28 protein-coding genes are annotated in these 26,988 nt (G+C 47.5%); 12 read left to right on the top strand and 16 right to left on the bottom strand.

Annotated elements, in window-relative coordinates:
* Positions 1 to 70 precede the first annotated feature (70 nt).
* Genes ACUC6J_RS03175 through ACUC6J_RS03155 form a run of 5 tightly spaced genes read right to left on the bottom strand, consistent with a single transcriptional unit; the run spans position 71 to position 4,416 of the window.
* The gene (locus ACUC6J_RS03175) at positions 71 to 1,390 is read right to left on the bottom strand and encodes an ABC transporter permease (protein ID WP_447249738.1); all 1,320 of its coding nucleotides are present in this window, start codon (positions 1,388 to 1,390) and stop codon (positions 71 to 73) included.
* Positions 1,383 to 2,285, bottom strand: a complete 903-nt coding sequence (locus ACUC6J_RS03170; protein ID WP_447249737.1) for an ABC transporter ATP-binding protein — start codon at positions 2,283 to 2,285, stop codon at positions 1,383 to 1,385. The genes ACUC6J_RS03175 and ACUC6J_RS03170 overlap by 8 nt, the downstream gene beginning before the upstream one ends.
* Positions 2,282 to 3,247 carry an ABC transporter ATP-binding protein gene (locus ACUC6J_RS03165; protein WP_174821134.1) on the bottom strand — a complete coding sequence of 322 codons (966 nt, stop codon included), beginning with the start codon at positions 3,245 to 3,247 and terminating at the stop codon, positions 2,282 to 2,284. The genes ACUC6J_RS03170 and ACUC6J_RS03165 overlap by 4 nt, the downstream gene beginning before the upstream one ends.
* Before the next feature lie 5 nt (positions 3,248 to 3,252).
* Complete coding sequence (locus ACUC6J_RS03160) at positions 3,253 to 3,654, bottom strand: GntR family transcriptional regulator (RefSeq protein WP_025363932.1); 402 nt, start codon at positions 3,652 to 3,654, stop codon at positions 3,253 to 3,255.
* Between the two features lie 42 nt (positions 3,655 to 3,696).
* On the bottom strand, positions 3,697 to 4,416 hold the full coding sequence (locus ACUC6J_RS03155; protein WP_016819546.1) for a hypothetical protein: 720 nt from the start codon (positions 4,414 to 4,416) through the stop codon (positions 3,697 to 3,699).
* Positions 4,417 to 4,654: 238 nt separating this feature from the next.
* Here ACUC6J_RS03155 and ACUC6J_RS03150 point away from each other — a divergent pair, with 238 nt between their 5' ends.
* Positions 4,655 to 4,882: a DUF1858 domain-containing protein gene (locus ACUC6J_RS03150; protein WP_017428003.1), complete on the top strand. Its 228-nt coding sequence runs from the start codon at positions 4,655 to 4,657 to the stop codon at positions 4,880 to 4,882.
* Between the two features lie 14 nt (positions 4,883 to 4,896).
* Positions 4,897 to 6,162, top strand: coding sequence for a DUF438 domain-containing protein (locus ACUC6J_RS03145; protein WP_447249736.1), 1,266 nt, complete (start codon positions 4,897 to 4,899; stop codon positions 6,160 to 6,162).
* Here the strand turns inward: ACUC6J_RS03145 and ACUC6J_RS03140 are convergent.
* The 3 genes from ACUC6J_RS03140 to ACUC6J_RS03130 form a co-directional block, all read right to left on the bottom strand.
* Positions 6,154 to 6,663 (bottom strand): GNAT family N-acetyltransferase, encoded by a 510-nt coding sequence (locus ACUC6J_RS03140; protein ID WP_017428004.1) that lies wholly within the window; start codon positions 6,661 to 6,663, stop codon positions 6,154 to 6,156. The two genes, ACUC6J_RS03145 and ACUC6J_RS03140, sit on opposite strands and share 9 nt — an antisense overlap.
* 184 nt (positions 6,664 to 6,847) lie before the next feature.
* Positions 6,848 to 7,630 carry a type I methionyl aminopeptidase gene (gene map / locus ACUC6J_RS03135; RefSeq protein ID WP_016819542.1) on the bottom strand — a complete coding sequence of 261 codons (783 nt, stop codon included), beginning with the start codon at positions 7,628 to 7,630 and terminating at the stop codon, positions 6,848 to 6,850.
* 105 nt (positions 7,631 to 7,735) lie between these two features.
* Positions 7,736 to 7,924 (bottom strand): hypothetical protein, encoded by a 189-nt coding sequence (locus tag ACUC6J_RS03130; RefSeq protein WP_007428354.1) that lies wholly within the window; start codon positions 7,922 to 7,924, stop codon positions 7,736 to 7,738.
* A 363-nt stretch (positions 7,925 to 8,287) separates the two neighbouring features.
* On the opposite strand from ACUC6J_RS03130, the gene ACUC6J_RS03125 reads away from it, so the two are divergent.
* From ACUC6J_RS03125 to ACUC6J_RS03105, 5 genes are all read left to right on the top strand, one after another.
* Complete coding sequence (locus ACUC6J_RS03125) at positions 8,288 to 9,325, top strand: serine hydrolase domain-containing protein (protein WP_447249735.1); 1,038 nt, start codon at positions 8,288 to 8,290, stop codon at positions 9,323 to 9,325.
* A 43-nt stretch (positions 9,326 to 9,368) separates the two neighbouring features.
* The gene (locus ACUC6J_RS03120; RefSeq protein ID WP_102998364.1) at positions 9,369 to 10,520 is read left to right on the top strand and encodes an MGDG synthase family glycosyltransferase; all 1,152 of its coding nucleotides are present in this window, start codon (positions 9,369 to 9,371) and stop codon (positions 10,518 to 10,520) included.
* Between the two features lie 30 nt (positions 10,521 to 10,550).
* The gene (locus ACUC6J_RS03115) at positions 10,551 to 10,832 is read left to right on the top strand and encodes a hypothetical protein (RefSeq protein WP_016819539.1); all 282 of its coding nucleotides are present in this window, start codon (positions 10,551 to 10,553) and stop codon (positions 10,830 to 10,832) included.
* 444 nt (positions 10,833 to 11,276) lie between these two features.
* Positions 11,277 to 11,960, top strand: coding sequence for an MOSC domain-containing protein (locus ACUC6J_RS03110; protein WP_290403612.1), 684 nt, complete (start codon positions 11,277 to 11,279; stop codon positions 11,958 to 11,960).
* A gap of 141 nt (positions 11,961 to 12,101) precedes the next feature.
* A complete protein-coding gene (locus ACUC6J_RS03105; protein ID WP_025363928.1) occupies positions 12,102 to 12,440 on the top strand; it encodes a DUF4870 domain-containing protein in 339 nt (112 codons plus the stop codon).
* 57 nt (positions 12,441 to 12,497) lie between these two features.
* Here ACUC6J_RS03105 and ACUC6J_RS03100 read toward each other — a convergent pair whose 3' ends face one another.
* Together ACUC6J_RS03100 and ACUC6J_RS03095 are read right to left on the bottom strand one after the other, a co-directional pair.
* A complete protein-coding gene (locus tag ACUC6J_RS03100) occupies positions 12,498 to 13,454 on the bottom strand; it encodes a sigma-70 family RNA polymerase sigma factor (protein ID WP_447249734.1) in 957 nt (318 codons plus the stop codon).
* 17 nt (positions 13,455 to 13,471) lie between these two features.
* Positions 13,472 to 13,915, bottom strand: a complete 444-nt coding sequence (locus tag ACUC6J_RS03095) for a carboxymuconolactone decarboxylase family protein (protein WP_016819535.1) — start codon at positions 13,913 to 13,915, stop codon at positions 13,472 to 13,474.
* Positions 13,916 to 14,065: 150 nt separating this feature from the next.
* Here ACUC6J_RS03095 and mscL point away from each other — a divergent pair, with 150 nt between their 5' ends.
* Entirely contained in the window at positions 14,066 to 14,560 is a 495-nt protein-coding gene (gene mscL, locus ACUC6J_RS03090; RefSeq protein ID WP_447249733.1) for a large conductance mechanosensitive channel protein MscL, read from the top strand.
* Positions 14,561 to 14,644: 84 nt separating this feature from the next.
* Here the strand turns inward: mscL and ACUC6J_RS03085 are convergent, their stop codons facing one another.
* Both ACUC6J_RS03085 and ACUC6J_RS03080 read right to left on the bottom strand, forming a co-directional pair.
* Positions 14,645 to 15,346 carry a histidine phosphatase family protein gene (locus ACUC6J_RS03085; protein WP_016819533.1) on the bottom strand — a complete coding sequence of 234 codons (702 nt, stop codon included), beginning with the start codon at positions 15,344 to 15,346 and terminating at the stop codon, positions 14,645 to 14,647.
* Positions 15,347 to 15,422: 76 nt separating this feature from the next.
* Positions 15,423 to 15,716 (bottom strand): hypothetical protein, encoded by a 294-nt coding sequence (locus tag ACUC6J_RS03080; protein ID WP_016819532.1) that lies wholly within the window; start codon positions 15,714 to 15,716, stop codon positions 15,423 to 15,425.
* A gap of 173 nt (positions 15,717 to 15,889) precedes the next feature.
* On the opposite strand from ACUC6J_RS03080, the gene ACUC6J_RS03075 reads away from it, so the two are divergent.
* Entirely contained in the window at positions 15,890 to 16,522 is a 633-nt protein-coding gene (locus ACUC6J_RS03075) for an NUDIX hydrolase (RefSeq protein ID WP_016819531.1), read from the top strand.
* A 9-nt stretch (positions 16,523 to 16,531) separates the two neighbouring features.
* On the opposite strand, the gene ACUC6J_RS03070 is transcribed toward ACUC6J_RS03075, so the two are convergent.
* The gene (locus ACUC6J_RS03070; RefSeq protein ID WP_164965269.1) at positions 16,532 to 17,320 is read right to left on the bottom strand and encodes a TrmB family transcriptional regulator; all 789 of its coding nucleotides are present in this window, start codon (positions 17,318 to 17,320) and stop codon (positions 16,532 to 16,534) included.
* A gap of 65 nt (positions 17,321 to 17,385) precedes the next feature.
* The gene (locus ACUC6J_RS03065) at positions 17,386 to 18,231 is read right to left on the bottom strand and encodes a zinc-ribbon domain-containing protein (protein WP_447249732.1); all 846 of its coding nucleotides are present in this window, start codon (positions 18,229 to 18,231) and stop codon (positions 17,386 to 17,388) included.
* Between the two features lie 311 nt (positions 18,232 to 18,542).
* Between ACUC6J_RS03065 and ACUC6J_RS03060 the strand changes: the two genes are divergently transcribed.
* Both ACUC6J_RS03060 and ACUC6J_RS03055 read left to right on the top strand, forming a co-directional pair.
* Positions 18,543 to 20,975 (top strand): UvrD-helicase domain-containing protein, encoded by a 2,433-nt coding sequence (locus tag ACUC6J_RS03060; RefSeq protein WP_447249731.1) that lies wholly within the window; start codon positions 18,543 to 18,545, stop codon positions 20,973 to 20,975.
* 211 nt (positions 20,976 to 21,186) lie between these two features.
* Positions 21,187 to 21,948, top strand: coding sequence for an SDR family oxidoreductase (locus tag ACUC6J_RS03055; protein ID WP_025363921.1), 762 nt, complete (start codon positions 21,187 to 21,189; stop codon positions 21,946 to 21,948).
* Between the two features lie 113 nt (positions 21,949 to 22,061).
* Here ACUC6J_RS03055 and ACUC6J_RS03050 read toward each other — a convergent pair whose 3' ends face one another.
* Together ACUC6J_RS03050 and ACUC6J_RS03045 are read right to left on the bottom strand one after the other, a co-directional pair.
* Entirely contained in the window at positions 22,062 to 23,396 is a 1,335-nt protein-coding gene (locus ACUC6J_RS03050) for an SMI1/KNR4 family protein (RefSeq protein WP_025363920.1), read from the bottom strand.
* Between the two features lie 359 nt (positions 23,397 to 23,755).
* Positions 23,756 to 24,550 carry a GNAT family N-acetyltransferase gene (locus ACUC6J_RS03045; protein ID WP_025363919.1) on the bottom strand — a complete coding sequence of 265 codons (795 nt, stop codon included), beginning with the start codon at positions 24,548 to 24,550 and terminating at the stop codon, positions 23,756 to 23,758.
* Between the two features lie 444 nt (positions 24,551 to 24,994).
* Here ACUC6J_RS03045 and ACUC6J_RS03040 point away from each other — a divergent pair, with 444 nt between their 5' ends.
* Complete coding sequence (locus ACUC6J_RS03040) at positions 24,995 to 26,965, top strand: glycosyl hydrolase (RefSeq protein WP_447249730.1); 1,971 nt, start codon at positions 24,995 to 24,997, stop codon at positions 26,963 to 26,965.
* The last annotated feature ends 23 nt before the right edge of the window (positions 26,966 to 26,988 follow it).

The raw sequence follows: 26,988 nt of genomic DNA, 5'->3' as shown, positions 1-26,988 counted from the left end.
GTCTCATTTATTAATTACATTTGTCTCAACTATAATGGTTACTCACAATGTTCTCCTACACCTAAATTTATTAAATCTTGTAAGCCTTCATCGCTTTTCTTAGCTCTTTGAACGAAGGTCGTTTGCCATACATTAAGACACCCGTACGGTAGATCTTGGCGGCCAGCCAGCCAAATAATAGGATAGAAGCAACTAGAATGGCTAGTGACAGCCAAATTTCCAGCAGACTCGCCCGTTCCAGTCCGATGCGTAGCAGCATGACGGTCGGAGAAAAGAACGGAATGTATCCGGCCACCTTAATGAAAATCGTATCAGGTGCGGCAATATTGAAGATCCCGATGTAAAAGGCTGCGAGTGACAGCACGGTAATCGGCATGATTGCCTGCCCCAACTCTTCGGTACGGCTAACAATGGAGCCCACCGCGGCGAACAATACCGCGTACAGAAAGTAGCCGAGAATGTAAAATATGAGACCATAGCCGAGCACCGCAATATTCAGTTGAGACAAATCCAGCCCGGCCGAGCTAAGAATGACATTATTATGCGGCAGCATAAGATTGGCACACACAACGGCTGCAAAAACAACAATTTGCAGCAGACCTACCAGGAAGATACCAATAATCTTCCCAAACATTTGGGTCAACGGCGACACGCTTGTGATGAGAATCTCCATGATCCGTGAGCTTTTTTCCGATGTTACCTCTGCGGCGATCATATTCCCCGTCATCATGGAAGAGGTGAAGAATAAAATCATCAATACATAGACCAAACCATAGTTAATCATGGAGGTCGCTTTTTCCTCTTTCCCCGCAGCTCCCCCTGCCTCAGACGGACTGTCTACTTCCCTCCTATCCACCAATACAGGTGTACTAATTTCACGGATTTGGTCGCTGGTCAGCGACTTGTCGCCCATAATAGCCTTGACCTTTGCTTCCTGAAGTCCCGTTTGCACCAATGTAATGACAGCCGGAGATGGCTCTTTTTCTACAGAGACGTATTCCACTTTAGGAAACGTGTCTCCCTTGGCGGCAGGCTCCGTGAACTGCACGTAACCTTGCAGCTTTCCGTTGTTCAAGGCTTGCTGCATTGCCGGCGCTTGTACGCTGTCATAACGTACCCAGATGGCTGCCGGATTGGACTGCTCCTTAGTAAATCGCTCCAGCTGATTTGCCACTTCTGTCTGGTTCCCGGCAATCAGACCCAAGCGTTGATGTGCGGCTGCAGTTGTGCCGGAACCTCCGGCCCCTTCTCCTTTAAACAAAGAAATCAAATACGGCAGATTCATGCCCAGCGTAATGAGCAAGGCCAATACCAGTGTCGTAATGATAAAGGATTTGGTCCTCGCCTTCTGACGAAACGTAAACCCGATCACCGTACCCAGTCTATTCATGGGAATCTCCCACCTCTCTTATAAAAATTTCGTTGAGCGTAGGTTCCTTGATCTCAAAATGCTCCACATCCGTTTGTCCCAACGCTGTTTGCAAAATTAACTTCGCCGCATCCGGCTGCTCAATATGCAGCATCCAGCCACGATCCATATTCTCTACACGGCGTACGCCCGGCAGCTGTTCCAGTCCGTTCACTTCACCTGTAGTGATGAGGCGAACTTTTTCACGTGGGTAACGGCCCTTAATCTCTTGCACACTTCCCTGCACTACGGTATTCGAGCGGTGCAAAATCGTAATATGTCGGCACAGTTCCTCTACATGCTCCATACGGTGGGTTGAAAATAAAATCGCAGCACCCTCATCCCGCAGTTCCTTCACCGTATCCTTGAGCAATTCGACGTTCACCGGGTCCAGCCCACTGAAGGCCTCATCCAAAATGAGCAGCTTCGGGCGATGCACGACCGCGGCAATAAAGCCCATTTTTTGCTGATTTCCCTTGGATAGCTCCTCAATCCGCTTGTCGTAATATTCCGGCACTCCAAAGCGCTCTAGCCAGTAGCGTAGACTTTTGTCTGCCTCCTTGGCCGACATTCCCCGCAGCCTGCCCAAGTAATTAATCTGCTCGCTCACCTTCACCTTGGGGTACAGTCCACGCTCCTCGGGCAAATAGCCCATTGTCCGCTGAAGCTCCTTGCTGTAGGGCTTGCCTTCATATTGAATGCTTCCCCCGTCAGGGTAAATCAGGCCGAGCACCATGCGCATCGTTGTCGTTTTGCCTGCTCCATTGCCTCCCAGCAGTCCGTAAATCTCGCCACCGTTCACATTCAGGGATATTCCGTTTACCGCCGTATGATTCCCATATTGCTTCACGACCTTTTCCAATTGCAGCATGCTCATGATTGCTTTACCCCTTCCTTCTTCATGAATGTCTCTGTATCCGCCGATAGTTGTCCCGCAGACCAATGTACTAAAATATCATCCAGCTCCAGACGGCGCACACGGATGGGGCGAATACCCGCTTGTTCCAATATGGCACTGGTCTCTCCAGCTGCCAGCGTTATAATTCGCTGTAAATTCCCATCACTCTCCGTCTCTACAACTCCCGGAAGCTCCGATGCCTCCTCTGGTGTACCTTCAAACCACATTTCTTTGCCATTTTCGAGCAGATGGTCTTTTTCCAGCTTGCCAAGCAGCCTGCCATCGTGCATCAAGACAATATAATCCGCCAAACGCTTGATCTCGTCCATGATATGGGTAGCAATAATGATCGTCGTTTTACCGTTCTTCATACAATCCCGCAGTTCCTCCAGCATGATCTTCCAGGCAAAAGGGTCTAGACCCGATGAAGGCTCATCCAGTAGCAACACACGGGGGTGCGGCGCCAAGGCAGCAGCCAGTTCGAATTTCCGGCGCTGTCCCTTGGACATACTCGATAATTTCGTATGTGCTGGAACCTGAAAGCGGTCCATTAGACGCTGAAAACGTGTTTCATCCCAGCCGGGATACCACAATGCTCTAAAAGCCGCTGCTGCTTCTGCAGTTAGTCGATCCTCCTCGCGAACCGGCTGCTCCGGTATATACCCAACCCATTGTCGTGTATCTGCCGGCATGCCGTCGGGGTATGCTTGACCGAACCAACGAATCTCACCGGAATCCGGATGAACAAGCTGAGTCAGCAAATGAATCAATGTGCTTTTCCCTGATCCGTTATGTCCAGCCAAAGCGACCACATATCCTGGTTCAACCGTTAAATTAATCGGTCCAATTTTCCGGTCACCCCGGGTTTTATAGACCTGGCTCATCTCAATAATTGGTGCTTTCATCTGTATTTCCGTAGGAACTCCCACATGATTATTCACGGCTGTCACTCCCTCACCTGGACTTCATACCTTCTTTTCACCATTTCTGCAAAAAGCTCCAATAACTCCCGCTCTTTCATCTGTACAGCGATGCCTGTGGCAATCGCCGTTTCCAATGCCTCAGTCACCGCTTTAAGACGGTAACCTGAGCGCATATCATCCTCGACCAGAGCGACGAAGGTGCCCGTTCCTTGCCGGGTACGAAGCAAGCCTTCGTTCTCCAAATCCTGATAGACTCGCCGGACGGTGATTACACTGCAACGGAGCGTCCCCGCAAACTCACGAATGGAGGGAAGCAGCGTTCCCGCTGCAATCTGTCCGGTTACAATGAGTGAACGAAGCTGCTTTTCAATCTGCGCATACAGCGGTTCCGCGCTATTCTCATCAATTTGCACTGGAATATTCACCTGCTTTCCCCCCCTTTTTTTGTTATTTTTGTACACATACTACTAAGTTAAGTTCCGTTTCATGAGCTTACGCTGTGTCACCCGATAGGACACTGACATAGCCAGAACTCCTGCTAACAATGCTCCCCACATCACCGGGGACAACAGCAACCATTCCTTACTATAAGAAGCCGTTATCGATACCAGGTTGGCCCCACATACTCGAGCTATAATCGTAACCATCCCGCACATTAGCATGATCACAATAGATAGCCAGAAGTACTCTTTTCCTCTTTTCAAAAATTCCAAGTGAATATAAATGGCTTGAATGAGCATTCCGTAGCCTATCCAGGTCAGAGCAAACGATACAAAGAATCCTGTGCTGGCATATATCCGAAGCGTACCTGACAATGTAAACAAAAGAGCAAAAAATATCACACTATTCGCAACAAACGCCAACACCGCCTGTTGAATTCGACTCATAATTACCGCTTTCATCGGTATAGGCAAGGTGCGGAAAAAGGCTAGCATGTGCGTATAAGAATCTTCCTGTAAATATTTGAACGCTCGACGGTTATAAATGAACCCTAAAAACGGAATCAACGTCAGCATGATGAAATCAGCTACTGGACTCAAGGCTGCATGCTCACCCCATTGCACACTTACCGCAAAACTCATGGTAAATCCCAAATACGCAATAAACAGCAACGTCCATAGTCCTGCATATGGATTCTTGCGAAAATCCTGACGGGTAATCATCCATGCCTGCTTCATGATTGTCATTTTCTTATCCTGATCCCTTCTGCACTGCTTGTGTAATAACAACTTCGTTCGCTCTTCATTTCAAAGGTGTTACCACCGTATTCAGTGTTATTACTGTATATATCTTTATACACAGTATATAAACCAAGATTTACCGTTGTCAACTACCTGAACAATATTGTGCGTACAATCACAATAGCTCGTTTGGACCTATGCTACTCTGTAAATGAAAAACGTTCTCAATTGAGGGGATGAACAAATGGATAAAATACTGCATTGGGATGAGTCCATATTTAACCTTGTTAATCGTTATCCTGAAGTGAAGGACATTATGGTAGAACTGGGTTTTCACGATATTGCCAAGCCCGGCATGCTCCAAACCGCAGGACGTTTTATGACACTGTCCAAGGGAATTGCGTTGAAGAAAATAAGTATGGAAACTGTGCAGCAGACATTTATGCAACATGGTTTTACCATTCAAAAATAAAGGGGTTAACGATCATGAGCGAGCTAATTAACAACCGTGAACATACAGCACAGGAATTAACGGAGCGTCAGCGAACATTGAAGGAAATTATTAAAGAACTACATGCCGGGAAAAGCGTGGAGGAAGTTAAAGCGCGTTTTACAGAGGCTGTTGGTGGGGTAAGCGTGGCGGAAATTTCAGCGATGGAGCATGCCTTGATGACCGAAGAGGGAATTCCGGTGTCGGAAGTCCAACGTCTCTGTTCCGTTCATACATCGATATTCAAGGGCTCTATTGAGGATATTCATCGTCCTTCGGGACCGGAGGAACAACCAGGACATCCTGTTCACACCTTCAAGCTGGAAAATCGTGAGATCGAACGTCTGGTCAACTTTAAGCTGGCCCTCCATGCAGAGCAGTTTCAAAAGGACGACAGCCCCAAGGTTATTTACAAGCTGCTTGAAGATTTAAGTCTGCTGATGGATGTCGACAAACACTATAGCCGCAAAGAAAATCTAGTATTTCCTTATCTAGAACGCTATGGAATCTTTGGTCCAACCAAAGTGATGTGGGGGGTGGACGACGGCATTCGCGCCGCAATCAAGGATGCGAAGAAGCTGCTTTCCGAATATAACGGAGATCGTGATCAGATTGGGAAGGCGCTTGCTCATATCATGAGTGAAGTGAATGAAATGATATTCAAGGAAGAGAATATTTTGCTGCCGATGGCACTCAGTAAGCTGACCGAGGATGAATGGCTGAAAATAGCCCGGGAAAGCGAGGAAATCGGGTTCTGCCTGACCGCTCCTGAGCGTGAATGGATACCTGAACGGGCAGAGGAACCTGTAGAAGCCCTTGAGCAAACAGAAGACACTTCCACTTCTGGTACTCCGCAAGGGTTCATACGATTCGAGACAGGGATTGTATCCGTACAACAATTGGAGCTACTGTTGAATCACCTGCCTGTGGATCTGACCTTTATCGATGAAAATGATGTTGTTCGCTATTTCTCTCACGGTAAAGAACGTATCTTTGCCCGTACTAAGGCCGTCATTGGTCGTACCGTGCAAAATTGCCATCCGCCGCAAAGCGTGCATGTCGTTGAGAAACTGCTGGAAGATTTTAAGGCCGGACGCAAGGATGTTGAAGATTTTTGGATTCCAATCAAGGACAAATTTGTCTACATCCGTTATTTTGCCGTTCGTGATTCCGAAGGACGCTATTTGGGAACACTGGAATTCACGCAAAATATCGCGCCTATTCGCGCCTTGGAAGGACAAAAGCGTATTCTATCAGAATAGCAGCCAGCCATAAGCCACCATGTTCAGGTTTTTGCCGCCCATATTAATAATATGCTGTTCAACTACAGGCTTGGCCCCTAGCTTTTCGTAAAAAGTACACGCTGGATTATCTGCCAGCACCCACACCATGACAGAGTGAATATCCATACTATTAAAGTGTTGAAGCAACCGCAGAAATAGTCTCTTGCCGAGCCCTAAACTATGGTATTCACTCAAAACATAAAGAGCCGTTATCTCTCCCCCGTACGGGGGATATTCCCCTGACTTTTCTGGACCTCCACTCACAAATCCGATCATTTCCCCCTTCTCATTTTCAGCCACATATACGAGATGACCGTCTTCAGTAGATAGATTCGCATTCCACAATTCTGTTCTTTGCTCATAGGAGAGCCGTTCCAGAACCTCGGCAGGCATGATATCTTTGTATGTCGTTCTCCAGCAGTCTACGTGCACCTTGGCGATGTCTTCGGCATCTGATATCATCGCTTCCCTAATCATCATGTGGGTTCCACTCCTAGTTTCCAATATTATGCCTCCTATTATACCGACGATCCGAATCGCGATCTATGATCTATAACAAGTAGCTCATTGTTTGGTGAAGCGGATATGCCATCCTAAAAAAACTTACCAAGAGAGTCTTATGCACACAACCCGCACATTGGACTCCCTATGGCACAATACTCTTTTATGAGGTCAAAATATAAGGACCGTTCTTTGTAATCGCAATGGTGTGCTCATATTGAGCGCCCCAACTGCCGTCTGCTGTGCTGATGGTCCAACCATCATCCCCCCAGAGCACCGCGCCTTCGGGTCCGAGGGTAAATACCGGCTCAATGGTAATCACCATCCCTTCGCGCAGTGGCAATCCCGTTCTAGCACGACCGTAGTGGAGAACGTCCGGCGGTTCATGTATTTGGCGGCCAATCCCATGCCCGATCAGAGATTTGACGTTACCGTACCGTCGCCAGCCTGCCGCTTTTTCGACCGCATGCCCAATATCCCCTAATGTCCGGCCGGGGCGGGCAACCTCGATGCCGCGCATCAGCGCCTTATGGGTCTGCCGCAACAGCCTTGCTACCGGACGACTGATGTCACCCACTGCGTAGGTCCATCCCCGGTCAGCAAGCCATCCGTCCTTGTTAACCACCATGTCGATGGTTACAATATCCCCATCATGAAGCACCCGCTCCGAGGGAAAGCCGTGACATACCACCTCATTGACCGAAGCGCAGGTCGCATAAGGGAACCCCTTGTAGCCCTTTTGTTCAGGCGTAGCTCCACGCTTGCATAGAAATTGCTCCACCCAAGCATCGATTTCAAGCGTTGTGATTCCCGGAAGAATACGACTTTCCAGCGCACGATGGCAATCTGCCAAAATACGCCCGGCCTCCCTGATGTAGCCGATTTCCTCCGGTGTTCGTATCGCTATTTCTATTGGAATCCGCCTCCTTTGAGCATACAAATTCACTAAACCTATCCCATTGTATGCAGGACGGACACAAAAAAACCGTCTCCTCTAGGGAAAGACGGTTTATAAAAGTCGTGTTTCTAGTTGTTCGGGTAAGCGAACCCTTTAAGATACTGAAGAATTGATGCGGCCGAGTTCGTTTTCCACCACCATGGTCAACTCTTCCTCATACCCTCCTGTTATCCGGTATTTTCGCACATATTCCTTTACAAATTTTTTGGGATCCTTAGGCCGGAAAATTCGAGTCATTTCCCGCAGACTTTCCTTAACTTCATTGTGACCTTTCGTTGCCATGTAACTCCCTCCCAAAACGTTGAAAATAAGTGCTCCGTTGAAGAGAATGCCGAAAAGTATTGATGTCCTTATGCAGTGAAGTAGTATGTCTAGTGCAGCTTAGGTCGGGAATGCCTTACGCGAGGCATGTACCTGACACTATTATTAACCGATTTTCTATTGGCTGAATCACTACCCCATTATACCATATTCAGATACAGCTTTCAGCTTTCCAGTAAATTTACATTGATTTTACCTATCTTTTACGCTTCATAGCATTTGGAGTTCTCAATTAGCTGCTGCATAGAGGTATACCTTATTTATCGGCTTTTGGAGCGTATGTGTTTGGGGTAAAATAAATAAACATAAAAAGGGGGGAAAGGGATGAGCCGTTATGCTCCACTGTTCACTGCACCTGTTGCCCGTCTGTCTGCGCTGAACCTCGGAACTTGTGAAGAGGAAGGCATCGATGCCTCCCTACTTGATCAGGCAGATCATGAAATCCGAGCTAAATTTCCGAAAATGCACAGCTTTCTCCTGCTTCGCCACGGCAAGCTGATCTGGGAGCGCTATTACAACGGTCATGAAGCAAGCGCTCTGAACGATTTGCGTTCCGCGACCAAAAGCTTCACTTCCACGCTCGTCGGCATGGCTATGGCACGTGGGGATATGCCCGGACCAGATACGGCTGTGCATAAGCTGTTGCCTGAGTATTTGTCCCGGCGGAAGGAAACACTGCTAGAGCGGATTACGATTTGTCATTTGTTGACTATGACGTCAGGCTTGTATTGGCAGACGGGCAAAAAGCTCGGCGAAGCCTTTATCCACCGTTTTCATCGCAGCAAGAGCTGGCCGTCCTTTGCCCTTCGCTTACCTGTACAGGAGGATCAAATCGGGGTATTCCAATATCGCAGTGTTGATTCACATCTGCTGTCCGTGCTCCTGACCCGTTGCTGTGGCATGGACGCCTATACGTACGCTCTCCAGCATTTATTCGAACCGTTAGGTTTCGGGAGAAGTGGTTGGGCACAAGATCCAGAGGGTTACACCATGGGCCATATCGGACTGTATCTGACGTCGCGAGACATGGCTAAATTCGGCGATTGCTGCCTTCATCAAGGCATCTGGAATGGAAGAGAATTGATTCCAGCCGATTGGCTGCATCAGGCGACGCAGCGACAGATTGAAGGCTATCCAGAATTCGGAGATTACGGATTCCAATGGTGGACTGGACGACTCCACGGCATTGACTATGCGTGTGCACACGGACATGGAGGACAGCAAATATATCTGATACCGGAAGCGAATGCAGTCGTGGTATTTACAGCAGACAGCAAGGTGAGCCGTTGGAAAAACCCACGAACACTGCTAGAGCGTTTCGTCTTGCCAGCCGTATCCTCCCTCAACTTGGAACGTTCCTAAAATGAGCTACATGTGCTTATTGAATATAGGGGGCTAAACAATCATGAAAGTCTCAGCACCGAAAATTCTAATTTTATACGCCAGCTACGGGGAAGGCCATGTGCAGGCCGCTCGGGCAATCATGGATAGTCTGCGAAGACTCGGACACTGCGAGGTACAACTACTCGACCTGATGGCTGAATCTCATCCATGGTTGAATGGGCTGACCAAATTTGTATATATGCAAAGTTTCAAAACCATTCCACAACTTTACGGCTGGGTCTATAACATCACGCGCGGTATGCAGGCTAAATCAGCCTTTGGCCATGTGTTGCATTCATTCGGAATGCGTCAACTTGCTCTCACACTGAAAAAGGAGTTGCCGGACCTCGTGATCCATACGTTCCCGCAGCTCGCTCTCCCGGCGTTACGCCGCAAAATGGGAATGAATTTGCCTATTGTCAACGTGGTTACAGACTTTGACCTGCATGGGCGCTGGTTGCATCCCGATATTGACCGCTACTATGTAGCCACTGAAGATCTGCAGCAGGAGGCCGCACAGCGGGGAATACCTATCGAACGTATTACCGCGACTGGAATTCCGATTCACGCTTCTTTTTATAGCCTATCTGTCAACGAACCCCCTGATCAGCAACAGGTAATCCCACCGTTACAGGCTGAGACGACTACGCTGCTCATTATGGCAGGTGCGTATGGTGTGTTATCCGGCATACTGGATATCTGTCATCATTTAAGCCAGCTGCCGCAGCTTCGACTGCTGATCGTCTGCGGACGCAATCAGCAGCTGAAAGCAGAATTGGATGCGCTGTATGCAGACCACCCCGACATCTACACCTACGGATTTGTGGACTACGTTCCAGCACTTATGCGAGCAAGCAGTCTGGTGATTACAAAGCCCGGCGGTATCACACTCTCGGAAAGCATCGCATCGGGTTTGCCTATCCTGGTGTTCAAACCCGTACCCGGTCAGGAACTAAATAATGCTCTGTATCTGCAGCAAAAAGGAGCTGCCCGCATTGCTCGCACAACGGAGGAACTGATTCAACATTGTCTGGATCTGATCTCCACTCCCTCTCTTGCTAAGGAAATGAAGCAGGCGATTGAGTTACTTCGCAAACCTCATCCCGCAGACCAGATTGCCGAGGATATTTTACAGCAGCTTGTGGATAAAAGAACCTCCGTCCGGACAAATTAACGAAGAATAAGCCAGACGGAGGGGATACCAATGGAACACAAAGGAAAGGATTTACTCCCACTAACGGGTGAAAAGGTAGAAGTGGATGGTATTTATGTGGATGAGGATGGACATGAGCAGCATTTGCACAGAGGCCAGCACTTTCCCGCTGATGTTGTTTTGGGTACTTCTGAGTGGAAAATGACCGAATATGCCTTTGAGAACCATCACGAAGGACGTACCGATGAACGACTTATCCCCAAAGAGGATGACAAGAATAAAATGGGTAAAATCACACACCCGCGCCGTCATTTAAAAACTGGTGACCGATAATTACGGAAGTATATCCACAATTACTACCAATATGTTGATAGTTTGTGGACAAACTGTGCGCAAACTATGAATTATTGTAATATTGTCTACAGTTTGTGCACAAGTTGTGTATAAACCACGTTGTTTTTGTGGATAAACACTATTATGCGGTGGATAAAGTGCGTACAACATGTGCAAAACATGTGTATAACCGTTTAAAAGGCTGAACGAATCTTTTTCGTTCAGCCTTTTTCGTATTTTTATACACATTCTCTAATTCGCAAATAGCACATGGAGAAGTGTAAAATGGAAATGGGGACGAACAGAGTCACAAGAGAAATTACCGAAATGTAAAAAGGCGGTGTCATCATGGACGTGATGAAAGCGGAACAGGAATGCAGGAACGTGAATATAGAAGCATCTAGCGAAACTCGTTGACCAAAATTTGGAGTAGAGGTGATCCGAATGGCATCTATTAAAATCCTTTCTCTTAATGTCGGCATGCCCAAGCAGATCCGGTTTAATCAGAAGGATGTTTCTACGGGGATATTCAAGTCGGCCACAGATGAATATCTGTATTTATCTTATCTAAACTTCGAAGGGGATGGGCAGGGCGATCTAGTTCATCACGGAGGGCACGAGAAAGCTGTATGCGTCTATCCCTACGAGCACTACCCGTTCTGGGAAAATGAATTGCGGAGTCCGCTCGATTACGGCGCATTCGGTGAAAATTTAACGATAAAGGGTTTGCTAGAATCCGACGTTTGCATTGGAGACGTCTTTAAGCTTGGCAAAGCTATCGTTCAAGTTAGCCAGCCGAGACAGCCTTGCTACAAGTTGTCCCTCAAGTACGGCGTACCCGACATGCCCCTGAAGGTACAGCAAACAGGCTACACGGGATTCTACTTCCGCGTTCTGGAAGAGGGAGTTGTCTCTAAAGCCGACGGACTATCCCTCCTTCATCGCCATCCGAAAGCAATTACGGTTTCATTCGCCAATCGAATTATGCATCAAGAGAAGGATCATATCGAGGGTATTAAACAAATTCTCGAAGTGGAAGAATTGTCCGTAAACTGGAGAAATACGTTACTAAAACGTTTGGCGGGAACAGAAACGGATTCTCGGGAAAGACTATCAGGCAATTCGTAAGGAAGTGGTTCAATGAGTTAGTATGTTTTGTGTAGAGTGAATTTTTTTACTGAGATCGGGCATATCCTTCAATCCTGTCCTCATAGCTTGTATAGTACGGAGACTTAGCTTGAATCATTTATAAAGGAGGATATGCCTGACATGTCAGTCTATAAGTCTTCCACAGGACTGGATGAAAATATAGCAGCTGTCCTGTGCTATTTGTTCGCATTTATTGGAGCGCTGGCCTTTGTCATGCTGGAAAAGAAAAGCCGGTTCGTATTATTTCACGCACTGCAATCCATACTTCTTTTTGTAGCCCTCATGATCGGGCATGTGCTAGTCGGATTCATTCCGCTACTCGGTCCTTTGCTCGCTTCCCTGCTAACGCTGGCAAGCCTTGCCTTGTGGATTATCTTGTTAATTCGTGCGGGACAAGGAAAGTGGCTCAAGCTTCCCTGGATAGGCGATCTGGCTCTTCATCAAGCCCGGCAGTTATAAAACAGCAAAAAAACCTTGATCCTAAACAAGGATTCAAGGTTTTTCCGTTTGGGCAGTTCATTCTTTTACGCTTACTTCTTCTGTCATTATATGAATGTGTCTCAGCTTATCTGGATTAACCATTAAATAAAAATTCTGAATATGCTCCCCGTTCGGTGCCAGTCTGAGACACAAGGTTTCTCTCACTTCACCGTCTTTCAGAAATGCCAGCTGAACCTCACCATTGATGACCGTGTGGACCACATCTCTTTCTCGTAAAACGGTTAATACCCGACGAGAGGTCAACAGTGCGAGAACGCCTTTGCGTACAACCATCGGTCTCATCACCGTATGCACATTACCTCCACCATCTGACACGAATACAGGTTGTTCAGCCAGTAGTTCCAGCATAGCAGTCACATCGTAGGCGAGAAAAGCAGTTGTAAAACGTTCCAGCAGTTTTACCCGGGAAGAGTTATTTATACTAGGACTGTTTGGAGCTTCAGGAGCAGATTCTCCGGAAGATAGAATACGGCGGGAGCGACTGAACAACTGACGACAATTGCTCTCGGACTTGCCCAGTAATTCCGCAATATCTTTATAATCATACTGAAAAGCTTCTCTCAGCACAAAAACAGCCCGCTCTATCGGCTTTAGTTGCTCCAGCAGAACCAGAAATGCGTAAGATATCATATCTTTACGTTCTAACCAATCGGCAGGAAGATCCGCGCTCTCACCCAGCGGCTCCGGCAGCCACTGTCCTACATACGTCTCTCTTTGCTTGCGCGCAGAATTCAGCAGATTCAAGCACCGATTCATCGTCATTTTGGCTACATAGGCTCTGGGGTTCTGTATGTCATTCAGGGGCTTATGCTCCAGCTCGACAAAGCAGTCTTGAACGACATCCTCGGCATCCGTCACCGTTCCAAGCATGCGATAAGCAATGGCAAAAGAATATTTGCGATATTTCTGATACAGCTCCTCCAGACTTACATCCACCGATTCTTGTTCAATTCCGTATTCTTTGCCAGACAAAACATAGCCCCCATTCATTAAAGACTGCCTGGATACATTCCGGTCGCTATGGCAATCCGGTTCCAGCTGTTGATCACATTAATTGCGGTAATCAAATCTACGTACTCTTCCTCTGTAAAATGTTCTCTGACCCGATTATACAAGTCTGTAGGTACCCCTTGCTCTGAGATATGAGTGACCGCTTCGGCTAATTCAAGCATAGCACGTTCTTTTTCCGTGAACAAAGGAACCTCCCGCCATAAAGCAAGCTGCAAAATATGGTCAGCATAATCGCCTAGTTTTAGCAAATCCTTTGCATGCATATCAAGGCAATAGGAACAGCCATTGATTTGGGATACTCTAATTTTCAATAGTTCGTACAATACTTTGTCTGTAAAACGGCCGGAAATATATTTTTCCATCTCCATCATTGCCTTGAATGTACTAGGACTCACTGCTCTGTGATTAAATCTTAAACTCACGATATATCGCCTCCATTATTGGTTTACATATAGAAGACAAATGAACATGTGGTTTTGTGACAAAGTGCAATACATCAATTTGGAATTGCCCTCAGTAGGCATAGCATGTATTATAAATAAATGATTTTATGTAAAGAAGGTGTACATCACATGAGCGGAAAAGGTTTTATTAAAGAATTTAAAGAATTCGCTGTACGGGGTAACGTGATTGACCTCGCGGTCGGCGTTATCATTGGTGGAGCGTTTGGCAAGATTGTCACTTCTGTGGTGAACGATATTATTATGCCTCCGATTGGTAAACTTCTGGGCGGCATGAATTTTCCAGACTTATATGTAGCTTTACAAGCTGCCGATCCTCTAAATGCTGACGGTACACGCAAAACCCTAGCACAAGCCAAGGAAGCAGGAATTGCGGTCCTTGCCTATGGTCAGTTTATTAATGTCCTGCTGGACTTCCTCATCGTGGCCTTCTGTGTGTTCATGCTGGTCAAAGGGATTAACATTCTGAAGCGCAAAGAGGAAGAAAAACCTCCTCAGGAAAAAACGATCAAGGAATGCCCACATTGCCTGTCCGAAATTCCTATAGCTGCTACCCGCTGTGCACATTGCACATCCAAGCTAGAGGGATTCGTTGAATCACGCTGACTCAACCTACACTCCTATGAATACAACAAACGGCTTAAGACGGTGGTTCGTCTTAAGCCGTTTTGGCATCGTATAGAAATCCCATTAATTGAAGTTGGTAATAATACCCCGAGGTCTGACTGGCAAACCTTCTGCGTACAAATGGGAGACATCACCGAAGCCAATGCAACGGGGAACTGCCCATTCCTTGGAGCGTTCATCAAACAAGATGGTGGTTACAGAGCTAGGCGGCATCCAAAAACCGGACCAGACCAAAGCCAAAGGTAGTTCCAACAGATGTGCAAGCCAGGTCAGCCCGAAGCCACCATGACAAAATACGGCTACCCTGTCTTCGGTATGCTTCAAAATTCGGTACCTGCCCTCCACCCGCTCAAAGCCTTGCCGCTTCAGGAATTCATCAGAATGAACCTTCAGTCGCTCGAAGGTTTCGGGACTTTGCGTCCCCTGATAATAGGAAATTTCCTTCCAAGAGTCATGAGTCGGCAGAGGCGACCCGGAACGAATCACTTCACCAGGCAAATCCCAATGGGAAAGACGACCGTATGGAGTATCCTCCAGCTTTAAAGCCAGTTCCTGCGTCCAGTCCTCCACTTCATAAGTCATACCGAGAGAGTCGGTGGTGTAGCGCATTGTGTCCAAAGCCCGCCCTAACGGAGAGACGTAAATACGGTCCAATCCGTGACTGGACAGTCGTTTGGCCAGTGCCTTGGCTTCCAAATGTCCCTCCGGCGTGATAGTGTTGTTAGGGTAATCAGGGTCTGCATGTCGGATAATATACAATCTCATCATTGGTTCTCCGTTCCTAAGAATGGCGACAGGATCGCTTGACCTCATTCCATTGGTTAGCTCTCCTGATCTTTAATTAATGTTTATTCAACAAATTTTCCAAAATCGCGCGCAAATCTCTGTCTTCTTGGTAAACTTCCTCACCCGTATCCAGCTCAATAACCCGGATATATGTATAGTTCGCTCTGGCATCGACTGGTTTAAAAATCAATTCCTCCGGGTTGTCTGGACGCACATCATAGCCCATATTTTTGAACATATCTGTTATTTGGTCAATCCCCGGCTTGCCTCCGCTTTCCAGCATAATCAGCCCGCGCAGTTCTTTGGGCTCCTCTGGATGCATCACTCGGAAATGTACAATACATTCCATGTAAAATCGCTCCTTTCAATCATAAACCTATGTTATGGCGCAAATCTCCATGTTTCCAGCATACCCCAAAAGCTACTCCACATTCCACATCGACCATCATATCGTCAGGGTGGAAAACACGTTATACTGTAAAGTAAGACTTTGATTTTCTGCTGATTATAGGAGGAACCACGATGACTAGCGAGCTTCTGGATATCTATGACGATGAAGACAACCCCCTTGGCACAGCCTCTCGACAGGAAGCACATGCCAAGGGATACTGGCACCATACCTTTCACTGCTGGCTGGCACGAGACACTTCGACAGGCCGCCGCTTGTTATTCCAACAGCGTCAGGATACAAAGGACACCTTCCCCGGATGCTACGATATTACAGCAGCAGGGCATTTGACCTCAGGCGAAGATATGTCCCAGGCAGCTCGCGAGCTGGAGGAAGAACTGGGCATTCATGTTCCCTTTACCTCCTTAACACCGCTGATGACCGTTCGGTATGAAAGTAAAGGTACCGCACAGGGCACCTCTTTTTGGGATCGGGAGATCAGCTCGGTGTTTGGACTGCTGTCCAACCAGCCCCTGGAAGCCTATTGTCTCCAGCAGGAAGAAGTAGCTGGACTGTACGAAGCAGACCTTGAGCAAGCACTGGCCCTGTTTGAAGGCCATATTCCATTTATCGAAGCCCAAGGTATTACGTCGGGGCCGAACCCGGAAAAAACTCGCCGCCTGATTACACCGGATCAATTTGTTCCTCATCAAGCGGGCTATATTACATCTGTATGCCGGGCTCTGATGGAACTTCCCTCCCAGTAATCCTTAACCCTATTCTCCGGCTGACATATATTTGCCGACAATGCCTTCATACCGCCAGCCATATCGGGTCGACAGCTCGCTGCCCATATCATGCTCCAGCTCATACAAAATAAGATCCTGGGCAAAATGATCAAGCAGCAAACCTGTCATCACCGGATGCTCGGTAATAAGCGCCTGTGTCGGGCAATTCTCTCCCCGCATTCCCAGCATGCACCAACGCCGGTCAATAACAAAGGAAAACTTGCGCCCTGACGGTTCCTGGCCGTTTGTACCAGATGCACGCGGTAGCCACGGCCCCAACATGCTTTCTCCGTTGTCGCAGGACCATAGGAGTCGCACACCCCGACTCTCGGCTTTTTTCAACTCTTCCCGCAGCAGTTCGACTTCCTCACGCCACAAATCCAGCACAATCTCATGCTTAGCCCGTTCCAGCTCGCGTGTCAGGCTTTCCAGCACCTTCCGGTCACCTTCCACATTATAAAAGGTCGGCTTGGCTGGTTCTGTTCGTGGCATCTCCTTCTCCACCGCCAGCAGGGATTCCCGCATCTGCCCTTCAATCATCCGGGTCAGCTCACCCGGCGGCAGCATGCTGTAGCGTACAGGTTCTCCTGCACTCGCTCTGAGATATCCCTGTCCGGCCAAACGCTGCAAAGCTGCGTACACGTTGGAGCGCGATGCCCCCAAACGCTTAGCCACTTCATAGCCGGACGCTGCATTTTGTCTCGAAAGCTCGACCATCACCTTGGCTTCCATCTCCGTAAAACCCAGATTCCGCAGATGTTGCAGCAAACGCTCCATATGTTCTGTTCCCCCTATGCTGCCCGGCGTTATGTCTGTGTCCTGCGGCAGCCTGTTCGGCTGCGTCAAATCTGTTCAGCTCCACAGCGCGGGCACCATTTGGAGCCTTTGGGTAGTTCCGCTGTGCAGATTTGACATTTTACATTTTCGCGTATTTGCGTAGACGGTGTTGCCGGCTTCTCGGTCCCGGAATTGTTGGCCTTCCAATATCGAATGCGCTCATCCAGCTCCTCTTGACGCTCCCGCTCACGTTCCAGTTCTTCAAGACGCTGGTGTTCTTTCTCCAGTTCTTCCTGACGACGACGCTCCCACTCTTCATCAAATGCAGCTTTTTCTTCCGGAGTAAAATCAGACACTGTGTAATTGCGGTCTAATTCCGTTGGATCATGCGTTTCATACCGCTCATCCTGTTCATGCCGATCGATGACTTCATCTACTGCATACTCCGTGTAAGCAGGCGCAGCATCCTTCACTGCCTCTGACTTGCGCAGATCAAACGAATAGGCGTCTGTCGGCACCTCTTCCCGCACGGCCGCTACTTGCTTGGAGGCAGCCTGCCCTTCATTCAGCTTGCGCCCGCATTTGGGGCAAAAGTTCGCATCCAGCGGCACAACTGCACCACAGGTACATAAATGGGCATTTTTCAATTCTGCAATTCTACTACGCAGCTCATCAATTTCATCCTGAAGCTCATCACAAGCAGTAGACAACTGTGTCATCTCGGTTTCAGCCACTGACATATCGGATGCCCGGTAACCTTCGTAAAAGATTTGACCCATTCGTAAAAAGTGTACATCCATTTCCTGCTGAATTGTTGTAATTTGCGAATTGATCTTACTAATCTCGACAGCATGCTGCGCCTTTTCTGTTGCGCGATTAGCGCCTTCCTTTATACGTTGAATCAGCTTCATCGTTATTTCCTCCCCATATCCAGCCGGATTTCACTGTACCGTCCGTATATCCCAAAGTTTTTTTCTGTTGGCAAGCCTCGAACTCCTGTATAATGGAATGCGGTCATATTGCCTGTTTGAAGGCTATAGGCATTGGCGTCAACCTATTAACGTTCTGACGCTCCAGCTATAGATCCGCATGAATTCAGCATCATTTTAGTCCATCGCCTTGTTCTTATCATCATCTAAAGCTGACTAGAACTCTATCATACCAAAAACTACCCCCATTTGTGAAAATGGAAGATTTTAAGAACGAAAGGGGTTTCAGGATCATGAACCCAAATCCTGCATTTTACCCCCGACCCATCGGGGTTCCTTATTCAACGACGAGCCCTCAGGCACGTCGAGCTTCTATGGATACCAGTATAACGCTGGTACCCGACACCGACCAAGACGCGGCCTATTTTCGTGCTATAGAGAATGCGGGCATTCATCTGAACCGCCCGCAGATTCAGGCTGTACGCCATGGTAAAGGCCCCCTTCTCACCCTGGCAGGGGCTGGCTGCGGCAAAACCACGGTGCTGGCAGCCCGTGCAGGCTACCTTATGGCGATGCGGGATGTCCCTGCATCTTCCATCCTGCTGGTGACCTTCACCAGCAAAGCAGCTGCCGAAATGAAGCTGCGCATCGCGGGATTACCCGGTGTGCGACCTGCCGCTGCACGCGCAGTACAGGCGCGTACCTTCCACTCATTCGCTTTGGCGATGCTGCGTCATCGCGGCGTGCAAGACGAAGTGTTCGGTGAAACGCAGGCCCAACATACCGTTATGAAAATGATGCTACGCCAGCTTGGACTGAGTGAGGCTTTCCAGCCGGAAAGCCTGCTGTCCGCACTCTCCGCCTGGAAAGCGGAAGGTCGTAGCGCAGACGAGTTGCCGGAAACCATGCGCGAGGAAGCGGATGCCAAGCGTGCCATGCTCGCCTATGAAGCGTGGAAACAGGAACGCAATAAGATGGATTTTGACGATATTCTGCTGCGTGCCTCTGTTCTCCTGCGTGACCCGGATGTGCTTCAGCCGCTTCAACGGCGTTTTTCCTATATCATGGTCGATGAATTCCAGGATACGAATGCCCTACAATACGAAATGGTGCAGCGATTGGCTGCGAGGCATCGCAATCTGATGGTCGTCGGAGATGATGACCAGACGATCTATACCTTTAACGGAGCCCGCCAGGAATCCATTCTGGAATTTGACAAGGTCTATAAAGATGCAAAGGTCATCACCCTTGATATTAATTACCGTAGTGATGCGCGCATTTTGGGGCTGGGTTCCAACATCGTCGCTAAAAATGTTCATCGACGTTCCAAACGTCTTGCGGCTGCTGGGCGTGAGGGCTTGCCGCCACAGTTTGCCACCCCATCCGGGCCTGAGGAAGAGGCGGGACATATTGTTACTCATCTACTCGGGCAGGTAGAGGAAGGTCGGCTTCGCTACCGGGATATCGCTATTTTGCACCGGACAGCCAGCGGAAGCCGATCTATTTTTGAGCAATTGATTATGCGGGATGTCCCATTTATTCAGTACGGAGCGGGAGCCGTATTTTACGATCAATCTCTGATTCGTCCCTTAATGGATCACTTGCGTTTGTCGCTGAATCCCCGGCGAATGGAATCTATTCCAAGCACCCTTGGACCGCTGTATGTCTCTCGTGAGGCCGGAATGGAATGGATTATGCGTGAAGAGAAGCAGCAGGCTAAAAAATACCCGCTAATCCACCTCAGCCGTTGGGATCGACTACGTGATTTTCAGCGTGAACAGGTGAAAGAACGCATTCGATTGATTCGCAGTCTCACTACCATGAAGCCTGCCTATGCTATTCAAGAAATGCGGCGCGTCTTTTATGACAAATATTTGGAAAGCGGAGATACAGGCGCATGGACACATTATAAGGAAACGATGCAAGAAAGTCTGGAGGAGCTCGAAACGGCAGCCAAGCGCTTTGACACGGTAGAGGCATTCGTCAACTTTGCGGACGAGCTTTCCGAGCGCCACCGCCAGATGGAATCTCTGCGCAGAGAGGAAGACAGCGATGCTGTTCGGCTCATGACGATCCACCGAGCCAAGGGACTAGAGTTCCCTTGCGTATATTGGATCGGGGCCAGCGAAGGCATCCTGCCGCACAGCTCAGCTCTACACAGCGAGCTGCCAGAGGATCGTCGGGCAGGCGCCGCCCCCGCAACAGCCGTGGATAACGATGCTGCGCTGGAGGAAGAGCGTCGCCTCGCTTACGTAGCCGTTACCCGGGCGAAGGAGCTGCTGTATATCACCTCCCCCGCCTCCAATCACGGCAAGCCTGCCGCCGTGTCGCGTTTTCTGCTTGAAGCCTATGGGGTCACCCCTGAAGTCTCCAAGCCAGAAACGCGCCGCAGTAGCTTCGGCCAACCGAAGGGTACTTCGGGGTATGGCAGCCGGGCTGGCGGTGGTTCGCCAATGTCTGACACGGCAACCCGTGTGAGCAGCAGGCCGGGATTAGCCCCAGCAACCCCTACAGCACGTACGGCTTCGGCGGCGGCTAAGTCGCAGACTGAGCCACGCGTCAATGTGCCTGTGTGGAAATGCACGGACGCCGCCTGCAAGGCATGGATGCGGCGCGACACAGTAGGTGGACGCCGCACAACGGGGGCCAGTGCAGGCACGCCGCCGGTGTGTCCGCTTTGCTCCTCCCCGATGACGGAGGGAACGCGCAACATCCCGGCCAGATAAATGTGAGGTGCACATAGCCGGATGGAACTGTTCTTTGCGAAAATAAGTTTTAGACAGACTAAATAAAATAAATAACGGCAGACTAGGATATGAGAATAAAATCCTAGTCTGCCGTTTTTTTATATATAATTTTATCTAAGTTAAAGTTACAGTTTAGGCACAGCGCATTCAGGAAACAAGAACGAAAACTAATAAAAGGGGAGAACATATAATGAAACTTTCAGGAAATACAATACTAATTACCGGTGGAAGTACTGGAATAGGATTTGCCTTTGCAGAACGATTTTTAAAAGCTGGAAATAAAGTCATTGTTTCTGGACGGCGTGAACATGTACTTCAAAAAGCGAAAGAGAAATTGCCTAGTCTTATTACTCATGTAAGTGATTTGAATATGGAATCCGAGCGTATAGCTTTATCGGATTGGGTAACAGCCAACTATCCAGAAGTAAATGTGTTAGTTAACAACGCCGGTATCCAACAACGCTTTAACGTTCTAAAAACGGATGTAAAAAGCAATTGGGATTATTTCAGTAAAGAAATCACCACTAACATTGAAGCACCCTTCCATCTATCCATGTTGTTCGCTCCCTATTTTGCAACAAAAGAAGAGGCGACTATCATTAACGTCACTTCTGGGTTAGCTTTTACGCCGTTTGTGATTGCTCCGATTTATTCAGCAACGAAAGCGGCACTTCATTCCTTTACAATCAGCCTAAGACACCAGCTTTCTGATACGTCTGTAGAGGTAATTGAAGTTGTCCCGCCAGCAGTAAATACAGATTTAGGTGGAGCAGGGTTGCATACGCATGGAGAGCCGTTAGATGCCTTCGCAGATGGAATTTTCAAAGGATTAGAAGAGGGAAAAATAGAAATCGGATTTGGTACCTCTGTGCCTCGCTTACGCATGTCACGAGACGAAGTAGACGAACACGTAGAAAATATGTATAAGGCAACGAAAAATTCAATAAAATAGCTCGCTTATGGGGCTGTCCTTTTGCTGGATTGCCCTTTTTTCAATTCGCTTTTTATTGATTTACCTAGTAGATTGACTAGCACGTTATCATCGTCATTTCCAAATCTCATTTCTCACGATTCGCCCTTGTCAAAATAATCATCTGGCAAATGCAGTTCTTGCAAACAACTGATAAATTTTTCTTTGAAATTCGGATTTCTTTTATATTCCGGCCATACCGCCTGATAGTAAGGCAGCAACTTCTCATGTGGAATAACGCCCCAATATAAAATTGAGTTTTTCAGAACATGCGGGTCGTCGCCCACCAACATCTGTTCAATGATCTGCCAGCTTCCCAGCTTGTTTTCGCAACTGCGTGCGGCATAGATGGCAGTGGTTTGCATTTTCGGATCGGCGTCACACAAGAAAGGTGCAAAGTTCTGGAGCGTAATCGCACCGTAATCCTCCAGGATATATCCTGCATAACGCAACGTTTCCGGGTCGTGAATCCTATCAAGACTGTGCAAAATCGCTGGAATAAATTCCTTTAAATTTACTGTTTTACTGGAAGCGTGCAGAATCATTAAAGCTTGCAGAAAATCCTCATGTTCATCTGATTGCAATAGCTCCAGAAGATATTTTCTTCCCGTGTCAAAAGAAGTTTTGCAGATTAGCCGAACAGCTGTGGCTCGATTTTTTGGGCTTTGCTCCGCAATTTTTTTCAAAAAAACAAGGGTTGGCTGAGAAACTACTTTAAATTTGAACATTCCATCAAGCGCTTTTGCTTGGATTTCTTCGTTTGGAGCGCTCTGATAAATCTGGATCAGCGCATTCTCATCACCCGGCATTCGACTGCCAAACCACCCAATATCATAATCCAGAATAATTTCATCCAGCCAGCGTTCGTACCAGTCCAGAAAGCTGTCTTCATAGACAAAGAAAAAGGGATGATCGGGATGAAAATCGGAGGTGTACACAATTCTCCCCCTGTATTTCCCTTCAAGTACGATATATATGTCGTATTCGCAACCTTGGGTGCCTATGCACAACATGCCGCCCAGCACCTTATTACGGGCGTCATCGTATTCCTCGTCGGGGATGTCCTCATCCTTGGTCAGGGGCTCAATCAGGTTGTTCCATTCCTCTTTGGTCATCCCGGGATGCAAAACGGATTTTGCAAGGAGTGCCCGGTGCTCGGTATAGGAAGTTGTCTTTTCAATCGGATAAATTCCATAATAGGGTCCGGCGCCTCCGTTGCCGACGTTCGTTAAAAACTGGGCGTAAGGCTCAGGAAGTGTGACCTGATTGTGGGCTTGCCAGTCCGCCAGCTCTTTTGCTGTAAGTTTCTCATTAACCTTATATTGATGTGAGGATGCTCCAAACACCGAGAAGTCTGCGTCTTTGCTCATAGTCTGATTCAGTTTGTTTTGTATTCGATCCAGTTGCGTTTCTTTCTTCTCAAACCACATATTTTGTACCCTCCTGTTGACTATATGATATGTACCTTTAAGTAAGTTTTATATAATCCAGTGGATACTGTTTAATTAAAGTATGAAAAGTGATCGCGCATAAAATGAGTTAACGCATCCTTCAAATTTTGATGCCGTTTCAGATATTGGAACAAGATGGCCGAGGTGAGTACGATTTCAGAATCCTCGATACTAATAATCCAAGATGGTGGCTCCTCAGGATTATAACTAAATTCGCTAACGATGCCGTATGCTATACCTAGTTTATCCATTCTCTTGTGTAAAATTTGACGGATCTCGCCAGCCAGTTGATGAACATTAATATCATTCTGTTCCAGGGCCTTCTCCCTCCTCGTTCGTCAATCAATAGATAGTTTAAAATCAACAATCGTTTGCTCAGCCGTAACCTCATATCCTAATCCTTTGTAAAGTTGTACAGCAGCCTGGTTCTCCTCCATTACTCCCAGATAGACATCTGATGATAGTGTTCTACCCAGTTTTGTAAGTTGGCTCGTCAAGTGCTTTGCTAGTCCTTTCCCCCTGTGAGCAGGGCTTGTATATATGTTCCCGAGCTCCACAAGCTTAGAATCATAAAAGTGGAAGCCGCCTGCGGCAATAAAATGGCCACATTCCTTGATCCCAAGGAAAGGATATTGTTCAAGTTCGCTGCTCGTAAAAAATTTCATGCCCCCATTTCGCAATAAATCCACTATATCTGAAATGTCATTTTCCTTAACTAGCTCAGCCACGTTTGAATCGAGCAGTTTCGATTGATCCCTATGCTTCATTGTTAAGAAACGTTGTGGGTTACCCGTTATGAGCCCATGAGACTGAAAAAGTTGTAGGTCACAATCACACAGGATTGTACCACAAACGGTATTTTTCTTAAGTTGAATGAGTTCCTCTGTAAAAGCAATAAGAGCTGAAAAGTTAAGTTTCTCTCGGTTTATGCAGTGGAAAGAAAACGCAGGGAAGGAGAGCCCACAAAAGTATGCTAAGACCCCTGTCAGCTTGTCATCTACATATTGACCAACAAATTTAGCCTGCTCCTTACGTTGAGTTAAATAGCTATAGAATAACAAGTGTTGATCCCTATGAATCTGGTCCGTTAATTGATAAATAGTTTCGTAGGTAAGCAGTCGATGAGAAATCATGTATTAGTCCCTTTCATTTCCATGTGGGTAATCTTCTTATTGGCATGATACCACAAATTGAAACTATCCTTCCCGCTTACCCCATATAGCCTTAATAATCTTGTGTTATACATCTCAAAGAATATATGAAGATTGCTTGCCACCGGAGTATAAAAATCCATAATTTAAGGATGATTTTCTCCGAAATTCATTGTATGGTTCCTGCCTCACCTCTAATTTATGATGAAATTAAAGAGAGGTGAGGTGCCAAAAAACGAATACCAAATATTGAAAACGTATACAAATGAAGAAAAAATGCTTACAAGTGCAAGCTAGTCCTTAATCACCTGTCATCGATTACTTCAAAGTGTACTTCATATGTACGCACTAATGAAAGCGTTTTCCAAAATATGTTTTGCAGGTCAATTAAGGCGGTAACAACTACTAATTCAAGGAGTGAGTCATATGCCAGATCCATGGAAAAAAAGGTTTTTCAGTATTCTCAGTTTTGTTCTCTTATCCTTTTTGTTGGTATCTCTCGGTTTAATTCCAAGCTTAGCTAAAGCAGAATCAACTCACTTGGTCACCGATGTTGAAGACCGAACGTTGATGAATGCAAGTCAAGATTCATCCACTAACGACAATTCCTCTTCTATCGTCGTCAGCTCCAAAGATGCAATTCTTCAAGGTTACGGTGTAGAAAAACGGGATACCCCCTATACCGGCGATACGCTTTATAAAGGCGATGGCTATGTATCCTTCTTTTATGACTACGACCCAAATTCCGGCAAGTCCGACGGGACGGCCACGTTTAAAGTGAACGTGCCCACAGCAGGTCTTTATAGACTGAGCCTCGGCTACTACATTCCGGCGGGCACTGGCTCCAAGGATACCAGCATCGAGGTCAATGGCACAATGTCTGAGAACATAACGCTGGCTGCTCCTCCGAAAGGTGCGGCAGTGAACGAGAAAATATTAACCAAGATCATGCTGAATGCCGGCACAAACGAGCTTACTTTTGCAAGAGGCTGGGGATATTACGGGATCGAATACGTGAAGGTTGAATTCGCCAATCTGCCTGCTGCAATTAGCAAAATGGAAGCCGAAGACGGAGTCATTACTGGTGAGGTCAAGATCGAAGCTGCTGATACAGGCTATTCGGGTAGCGGTTACGCCGCCTTCAAAAGCACAGGTTCGTTAACCTTTGCCTATAATGCACCTTCAAGCGGGCTTTACAATCTCGCAATCGGTTACAGTAACCCCAATGGAGACAAAAAGACCCAATTGGTGGTCAACGGCCAGAACAGCGAAATATCACTGCCGACAACAGCAAGCTACACAGAGGTATCCGGCGGTAAACTGATGCTGAATTCGGGAAACAATATCTTACAGTTCAATGTCGACTCGGACCAATATCATATCGACTACGTCAAGCTATCAGCAGTGTCCCCCCCGAAACTGCATCAAATTGAGAAAAAGCCAGTAAACCCGAATGCGACTGCGGAAACCACGGCACTCATGGGTTATCTCGTGGATAGTTACGGCAGCCACATTCTTTCCGGTCAGCACACTTTGGAGGATGCACAGTGGATTAAAGACCAAACTGGAAAGTATCCTGCCATGTTATCAATGGACATGATGGATTATTCCCCCTCTCGCATCGAGCATGGCGCCACCTCAACTGAGGTGGAAAAGGCAATTCAATGGGCCCAAGAAGGTGGACTTGTCACATTCGCATGGCACTGGAATGCTCCTAAGGGACTGTATGATATTCCCGGTAAAGAATGGTGGCGCGGGTTTTACACGGACGCTACTACATTCGACGTTCAATATGCACTTAGTCATCCCGAGTCGGAAGAGTATCAGCTTATCCTAAGGGATATCGATGCCATTGCTGCTCAGTTGAAACGCCTCCAAGACGCTCACGTTCCGGTGCTGTGGAGACCGCTGCACGAGGCGGAGGGCAAATGGTTCTGGTGGGGCGCCCAAGGTCCAGACTCCGCCAAGCAGCTGTACCGTATCATGTACGACCGCCTAACACACTACCATCACCTGAACAACCTGATCTGGGTATGGAACTCCGAGAGTCCCGACTGGTATCCAGGGGACGATGTCGTCGATATTGTAAGTGTGGATATCTACAACCAGGCGGCTAATTATAGCCCAAGTATCGGCAAGTACGACAGTTTGGTAAATCTCGTGCAGGGTAAGAAGCTGGTTGGTCTGTCTGAAAACGGCCCGATTAGCGATCCCGAATTGCTTCAAACATATTCAGCGCATTGGCTCTTTTTCACTACGTGGACGGGCGACTTCATCCGCAATGGACAATATAACTCCCTGGATCATCTCATAAAAGTGTTCAACAGCGATTACGTGATCACGAGGGATGAGCTTCCTCAAGACCTGCTTACTTTATCCAAAAATAAAGCGGAGTAAGGCGCTTTTATGAGAATTACCGT

The organism is Paenibacillus sp. JJ1683, assembly GCF_053006485.1.
Note: the sequence above shows the minus strand (reverse complement) of the source record. Positions and strands in the feature narration are given on the sequence as shown.